This is a genomic window from Streptomyces sp. SolWspMP-5a-2 (assembly GCF_900091845.1).
Lineage (GTDB): Bacteria > Actinomycetota > Actinomycetes > Streptomycetales > Streptomycetaceae > Streptomyces > Streptomyces doudnae.
The window spans coordinates 1-7,662 of sequence record NZ_FMCI01000324.1 but is presented as its reverse complement, the minus strand read 5'-3'; the positions used below and the strand labels follow the sequence as shown (position 1 = coordinate 7,662).

General features: G+C 74.4%; 4 protein-coding genes and 1 pseudogene. 4 read left to right on the top strand and 1 reads right to left on the bottom strand.

What is annotated here, in order from left to right; all coding sequences use genetic code 11:
• Positions 1-333 precede the first annotated feature (333 nt).
• Positions 334-1,623 (bottom strand): COG1470 family protein, encoded by a 1,290-nt coding sequence (locus GA0115242_RS32215; protein ID WP_093834816.1) that lies wholly within the window; start codon positions 1,621-1,623, stop codon positions 334-336.
• 290 nt (positions 1,624-1,913) lie between these two features.
• Between GA0115242_RS32215 and GA0115242_RS32210 the strand changes: the two genes are divergently transcribed.
• The 4 genes and pseudogenes from GA0115242_RS32210 to GA0115242_RS32195 all read left to right on the top strand — a co-directional run.
• Complete coding sequence (locus tag GA0115242_RS32210) at positions 1,914-2,606, top strand: helix-turn-helix transcriptional regulator (RefSeq protein WP_093834814.1); 693 nt, start codon at positions 1,914-1,916, stop codon at positions 2,604-2,606.
• A gap of 145 nt (positions 2,607-2,751) precedes the next feature.
• The gene (locus GA0115242_RS32205) at positions 2,752-5,940 is read left to right on the top strand and encodes a DUF11 domain-containing protein (protein WP_093834812.1); all 3,189 of its coding nucleotides are present in this window, start codon (positions 2,752-2,754) and stop codon (positions 5,938-5,940) included.
• On the top strand, positions 5,937-6,650 hold the full coding sequence (locus GA0115242_RS32200; RefSeq protein ID WP_093834810.1) for a DUF4255 domain-containing protein: 714 nt from the start codon (positions 5,937-5,939) through the stop codon (positions 6,648-6,650). The genes GA0115242_RS32205 and GA0115242_RS32200 overlap by 4 nt, the downstream gene beginning before the upstream one ends.
• Positions 6,647-7,662, top strand: a pseudogene (locus GA0115242_RS32195) (hypothetical protein); the annotation flags it as partial. The gene GA0115242_RS32200 and the pseudogene GA0115242_RS32195, both read left to right, overlap by 4 nt.

Genomic DNA, 7,662 nt, shown 5'->3' with positions numbered 1-7,662 from the left:
CCCGGAGGGCTCAGGACCGGCCTGGCCGTCGTCGGGGCCAAGCCCGCCCGGAGGGGACCGACGCGCTTCTGACGGTACGCGGCTGGACGGATCACTCGCAGGCGGGTGGACGAGCACGTGAAGCTCCTGGTGGGGCACGGTGGATCTCGACCGTGACACCTCCTGCCAGGAGCTTCGTCGCGGGCGGAGCCGCCCAAGTGACCTGCACCGCCGCCAGGGTGGAAAAGGCTCAGTCTTCAGGCCAGAGTTGGCGATTTCTGGACGGAATTCCCGATCGCTCTTTACAGATGCGGTCGGCACCAATCGAAAATGATCGGAAGTTCCTGGTCCGGTTCACTGCTCGGTGCTGGTGAGCTCCCCGCTCACGTTCATGACCTCGTGGCACCCCCGCGCACTGCGGCCGGTGGCCGGGGTGCCCGGCTTCGCACACGTCACATCAATGGTCACTGTCTCGTTCGCCGGGATCTTGATGGGGGTGACCCAGTGGTAGTCCTGGTTGCGGAAGGTCTCCAGAGCGATGGTGGTGATCTTACGGTCGCCGAAGCTGATCGTCATCACCCCTTCGTCGCCCTGGAAGTTGGCGACGACGATGTCCGTCACGCCGAAGACCGTCTTCTCCGGCACCTTGTACGTGCCCTTCTTGGTCTCCCCGTTGGCCGTCTCCAGATCGATGGTGGCCGAACTCTGCTGGCCGCCGCCACCGATGCCGCCCCCGCCGCCGGTCCCGCCGGAACCGGCTTCCGTCCCGCTGCCCGGGGCGCCGGGCGAGGGGCTCGCCCCGCCCCCGGCCCGGCCGCCCGAACCGGCCCCGCCGGTCGCGCCCTCGGCACCCTGGTCCCCTCCCGGTGTGGGCCGGGGGTTGACCACCTCGTTGGCCGCTTCCTTCGCCGCGCTGCGCACCGCCGGGCGGACCAGCGCGAACCAGGCGATCAGCAGCGCGAGCAGCGCCGCGAGCAGGGCGAGCAGCCACTTCGGGAACACCGGGATCTGGACGAACTCCGCGTCCAGCGACGGCGGGTCGCCGCTCTCGTCCGGGTGAGGAGCGTCCTGGTCCCGGATCCGGGCGGCGGCCAGCGTGAACGGCCACACCACCGGCGCGCCGAACCACACCGGCCTGCCGGTCCTGACCCGCAGCCTGACCTCGGCCGACTCGCCGGGCTCCAGCCCCGGCCGGGCCGGGGTGAAGGCGAACGCCAGCTCCTCACCCGCCTGCCCGGGGGTGAAGCCCGCCGTCACCGGGACGTTGCCCTCGTTGCGCACCGCGAGCCGGTACCGGCCCCGCAGCCAGCCGCGCCGGCGGCGGGGCCGCAGCTCGGCGCGGAGTTCGTGGAACTCCCCGACCAGCACCGTGGTCTCCGGGACCCGTACGTCGTCGGGGCGCTCGGTCGGCAGCACCCGTACCGCCAGCGGCAGTTCACCGGCCCGGATCTCGGGGGAGCGCGGTGGCTCCAGCCGGATCGTCACCGTCTCACGGGTCCCCGGGTAGAGGGAGACCCGCGCGGGTTCCACGGTCGTCCAGGCCGCGCAGTCCCCGACGACCTCCAGGGTGTACGCCTCGACGATGTCGCTGTCGTTGCGGACGGTCAGGCTGGTCGTGGCGGTGCCGCCCGGGGTCACCGTCATGGCCGGGATGTCGAGTCCGGGCGCACCGGGACCGGAAGAGGCTGGAGAAGGCGTCACGCCACCACGGTAGGAACGCCCCGAGGAGTGCGCCGAGGGGCGCGAGGGCAACACCCGGGCAGTCGTGGTGCCCGCCACGGCACCGTCAACTCGACCCCGGAGCAGGGTCGTTGATGGCACCCGTCGGCCTCCGCGCGCCGCCTTCCGGACCCCCGCCCGCCCCGGCGATCCTCGCAGTCACGACCGCACGAACAGGCAACCCCCCTTTCTGCGCAGAGGAGAACACCCCGGCCATGTCTGCCTTCCTGTCCCACGAGCACACCGCCACCGGCTCCGGGCACGGGGCCTCTTCCACCGGCACGGCGGAACGGGTGACCGTCGCCGTCTACGCCGCCGATCCGATCCTGCACCTCGGTGTCGTCCAGCAACTGCGCCAGCGCCCCGAGGTCGACCTGCTCCCCGAGGCGGACGCCGAGGGGGCCCAGGTGTCGCTGGTGGTCGTGGACCACGTCGAGGACGACGTGGCCACCCTGCTCAAGCGGCTGCGGCGCAACTCCCGCACCCATGTCGGCCTGGTGGTCGGCACCCTCGGCTCCGGCGCGCTGCAACGCGTCATCGAGTGCGGTGTCGCGGCGGTGCTGCGGCGCTCCGAGGCCGACCAGGACCGGCTGGTCCGCCTGGTCCTCGCGACCGCCAACGGCGAGGGCGTGGTCCCCGGGGACCTGCTGGGCAAGTTACTCACCCACGTCGGCGGCCTGCGGCGTTCGGCGCTCGACCCGCAGGGACTGTCCCTGTCCACCCTGACCACCCGCGAGGCGGAGATGCTGCGCCTGGTGTCGGAGGGCCTCGACACCGCGGAGATAGCCCGCAAGACCTCCTACTCCGAGAGAACCGTCAAGAACGTCCTGCACGAGGTCACCACCCGCCTCCAACTCCGCAACCGCGCCCACGCGGTGGGCTTCGCGATGCGCAACGGGCTGATCTGACGCCGGGGGTGCGCCGGCGCTGCCCGAAAGCGCACCGCGCGTTTCCCCCGGACACCGCCCCGCCGCCCTGCCGCCGCGTACCCGGCCGGAGCAGGGTGGCGGGGGCACATCCACGTGCCGCACCGGAGCGCGAGGGGGACCCGTCATGCGAACCGCCGGCCGGGGTGGGCGGTACCGCCCGGGAAGACTCGGCCTGTCGCTGCTGCTGCTCGTCCCGCTGCTCGGGGTGACCGCGGCCTCCGGTCCGGTCGACGCGAAGGCCGCGCCGCGAGCCGTGGCCGCCGACACCACGGGCAACCGGATCGCCTACGCCGGCACCCGGCACCGCAGCCTCGGCCAGGTGGCCACCACCACGTCGAGCACCCCGCTGTTCGGCGCGGGCCCGGCCCACCAGGACGTCCAACCGAACGCCCTGGGTGCCCAGTTGGTCTTCGCGAGCCTGCGCGACGAGCCGACCCCGCAGATCTACCTGCGGGCCGCCGACGGCTCCGTACGGCGGCTCACCACCGGCATGGACGCGGCACACCCCCGGCTCGTCCCCGACGGCGCCTCGGTGGTCTTCGACGCCGCCGGACCCGGCGGCGTCGGCGGCGCCACCCAGCGCGACCTGTGGCGGGTGAACACCGACGGCACCGGTCTGACCCGGCTCACCGACACCCCCGCGAACGAGGAGGGCCCGACCGTCTCCCCCGACGGGCGGCGGCTGGCGTACGCGAGCGACAGCGACCCGCTGGCCGGACAGCAGATCTACGTGCGGCCGCTGGACGGCGGCACCGCCCTGCGCGTCACCTCCCCCGAGAACGGCACGGCCGCCGAACCGGCGTGGAACCCGGTGGACGACGACGAGAACCGGGACTGGATCGCGTACACCGCCACCACCACCGTCGACGGGCAGCCGGCGCCCCGGCTGCGGGTGACCAACGCGAACGGGACCGGTGACGGGCCGCTGTTCGGGGGCGATCGGGCACAGTGGCGGGCCCACGGGGCAGCGTGGCTGCCCGACGGGGACGGGGTGCTCTTCCTCAGCCCCGAGATCACCTGTGAGTGCGAGGGCGACTGGGACCACGTGTTCCGGTCCACCGCCCACGACACCGAGCAGGTCCCCTCCCTCGTGCTGAACGAGGACCGGGAGGTCACCACCGTCACCTGGTCGGGCCCGCTCGACGGCGGCGTCCCCGTCGTCGAACGCGTCACGGCGGCGGGACCGCACGAGGTGACCCTCCAGGACGCCCGCGCCGACGGCTCCGACCCGCGCGATCTCGGGCTGACGATCCTGCGGGAGGACCCGGCGGCCGACACCAACACCGACCCCGCCGAGGACCCGCTCTTCCAGCCCGCCGCCGGGCACGACCCGTGGACCGAGCGGCAGAACTACACGCCCGACGGCCGCCGGATCGTCCTCACCCGGTTCGAGGACACCCAGGCGGGCCGGATCGAACGGATCTGGATCGCGGACGCCGACGGATCGAACGCCCAGCCCCTGCTGCTCGCCGGACGCGGCCCGACCGACTGGGACACCGACCCGACGTTCTCCCCCGACGGCAGGTTCCTCGCCTTCACCCGCACCTCACCGGGCGGGGTCGGCGAGCCCAGCCGCATCCTCGTCGCCGACGCCGCGAGCGGCGCGATCACCGGGGAGATCACCCCGCCCGCCGGGGAGAACACGGGCCGCGACGCACAGCCCACCTGGTCGTCCGACGGGACCACCCTCGCGTTCACCCGGGGCGAGGTGATCGACGACAACGGCGGCAACAAGCACGTCTGGACCGTGCCCGTCGACCACCTCGACCAGCAGCGCGACCTGAGCGCCGGCGTCTGCCCGCCCGGCTGCCAAGTCATCGACGACAGCCCCGCGTTCTCCCCGGACGGCACCTCCGTCGCCTTCAACCGCAAGAGCGGCGGCGGCGTCGTCGACCAGGGCGGCGGCATCCTGCTCACCTCCGCCACCGGCGCCGACTGCCGGGTGCTGACCCCCGCCACCGCACGCGACCTGCCCGGCGCCTGCGGCAGGCCGCTCCCCGAGCCACCGCCCGCCGGACCGTTCCAGCCCCGCGACGCCGCGTGGACGGCCGACGGCGCGAGCATGGTGATCAGCTCGCGCTCCGGGGCCGCCGTCGACATCCCGGAGAAGCTGAGCCTGCTCGACGTCGCCTCCGGCGCCCTCACCCCGCTCACCGCCACCCTCCCGGGGCGGCAGAAGGAGCCCAGCGTCCAGCAGTCCGTCGACCTCACGGTCCACGCCCCGGCCACCACCCCCGAGGTCACCGTCTCCACCTCCACCACCATCGGCGTCGACCTGGTGAACAACGGCCCCGCCGCCTCCCCGGGCACCACCCTGACCGTCGCCCCGGCGACCGGTGTCCGGATCACCGCGCTGACCTGGCCGGGCGGCACCTGCGACGCCGCCTCCCTCCAGTGCGACGTCGGCGTGGTCCCGCCCGGCGCCTCCGTCACCGTGGACGTCACCCTCACCGGCCTCACCGCCGGGGACCGGCCCGTCGACTGGACGGTCACCGGAACGGTCCTCGACCCCGAGCCCGGCGACAACACCGCGCGCACCGTGGTCCCGGTGCGCGAGGCGACCACGCCCCCCACCCAGCCGCCCACCCCGCCCCCGACGACGTCACCCCCGACCCCGCCCCCGCCGACGACCCAGCCGCCACCGCCCCCGACCCCGCCCGCCCCCGACGCCGGACCCGGCGTCCGGGTCACCGCGCGGCCCGAACCCGGCTACGTCGGCGGCCGGGTCGTGGTCACCTACACCGTCCGCAACGGCCGCAACGCCCTCGCCACCGGACTGCGGCTGCGCGTCGGCCTGCCCCCGGACATTCCGGACGACGGGCGCCCGCCGGGCTGCGACACCTCCTGGGTCTGCGCACTGCCCGACCTGAGACCCGGCGCGAGCACCGTCGTCGTGGTCGTCCTGCGCCCCGACAAGGCGCTGACCAGCGAGGTCACCGGAGTCCTCACCACCACCGGCACGGACGCCGACCCGCGCGACAACACCGCGAGGCAACGCCTGCGCATCCTCCAGCCGCGCATCGTCGCCGTGCCCGACATCGGCAAGCCCGGCTTCGTCACCTCGGTGCGCGGCAAGGACTTCCCGCCGGGTGTGCCGGTGCGGTTCACCTGGAAACCCGGCATCACCGCGGCCGCCGCCCCCACCGTCCCGCTGCCGGACGGCACCTTCATCGGCCAGCTCCTCATCCTCGCCAAGGACCAGACAGGACCCCGCGTCATCACCGCCACAGGCCCCGGATTCTCCCCGGTGACCACCGACTTCCTGGTGGTCAGCGGCACCGTCCAGCCGCCGGACGAGGTGACCCGCCGATGATCCACGAGGTCGACGAGGGCCTGCGCCTGCTGCTCCACGAGTCCGGCGGTCTGGCCGCGTCCGGCGTCGAGGTGGTCTTCGACGCCCCCACCCGGGACTGGGCGGCCCGCCGCAGCGCCCCCACCGTCTGCGTCTTCCTCTACGACATCCGGGAGGACGTCACCCGGCGCGGCAGCGGCGCCGGGGAGGTCCACGACGCCGACGGCGCCCTGGTCGCGCGGCGCACCCCGCCGCGCTGGTACGAGCTGACGTACCTGGTCACCGCCTGGGCGGGGCGCCCGCAGGACGAACACCGGCTGCTCTCGCAGGTGCTGGCCACGCTGGTGTCCGGCGACACCCTGCCGACCCGGCTGCTCACCGGCACCCTCGCCGAGCTGGGCCTGACGGTGGCCCTGGACGCGGGCGGGGCGGGACGCGGCGCCCCCGACGTCTCCGACGTGTGGTCCGCGCTCGGCGGCGAGCTGAAGGCGTCGCTCCAGGTGCGGGTGAACGCGCCGCTGGCCGGGGTGACGACCGACACCGCGCCGCCGGTCACCGAGGGCCTCGTGGTGCGCTCGGCGGCCAGCGCCGAGGGCACCGGCGAGCCGACGCCCGGCCGCCGTCTGCGCTACCGGGAGACCACCGACCCGGGCCCCGACGGCGGCTTCGCGGGCCCCCGCGAACGCGGCCCCGCCCCGGCCCGCCGCCGCAGAGGGGACCGCCAGCCATGACCCACACCACCGAAAGCCCGCCCGCGGAAACGGAGTCGGTGGCAGGTGATGCCGAGCGCCGGGACGACGAGTTGGAGTCGGTGGCAGGTGATGCCGAACGCCTCGACGACGTAGCGGAGTCCATGTCCGTCGACGCCGAATATCCCTTCGCCGGGACGAAGTCCATGCTCGTCCACGCCGAACACCGCCCCGCAGGATCGGAGCCCATGTCCGTCGACGCCGAACACCCCCTCGCCGGGACGAAGTCCATGCCCGTCCACGCCGAACACCTCCTCGCTGGGCATGAGTCCATGTCCGTCGACGCCGAACACCCTCTCCCCGAGACGGAGTCCATGCCCGTCGAGACCGAACACCGCGCCGGGTCCGCCGCGTCCGGGTCCGTCGCCGATCCCCTCTGGGCGCGGCTCGGCCTCGTCGAGGAGCGGGTGCGGCAGGCCGTGGAGACACGGCGGGCCGGCGACCCCGACCCCGACGACCCGTACCGCGGCCAGTACCTCACCCCCGAAGCCGTCGATCGCGTCCTCGCCGAACCCGGCGGGCTCGGGCTCGCCGCGCCGGACCCGTGGCGGCCGACCGCCGGGTCCGTCCTCGACGGCCTCGCCCGGCGGTTCGGCCTGACCCCGCTCGACCTGGACCTGCTCCTGGTCGCGGTGGCTCCCGACCTCGACGCGCGGTTCGAGCGGCTCTACGGCTACCTCAACGACGACCTGACCCGCCGCAGGCCCACGGTCGGGCTCGCCCTCGAACTGTGCGGGCTCGCCGGGGCTTCCGCCGCCCGGTTCCGGCTCGCCCCCGGGTCACCGCTGGTCGAGGGCGGCCTCCTGCACGTCACCGAGCCCGAACGACCCCCGCTGTCAAGGGTGTTGGCGGTGCCCGACCGGGTCATCGGGCATCTGCTGGGCAGCACCCGGCCCGACCCGGCTCGCCGGGGTGCTCGGGGAGGCCACGCGGACCCGACCGCCGACGCGCCGGACGTCCGCCGGACCGCGTCCGCCGCCGACACCGGCCCGGT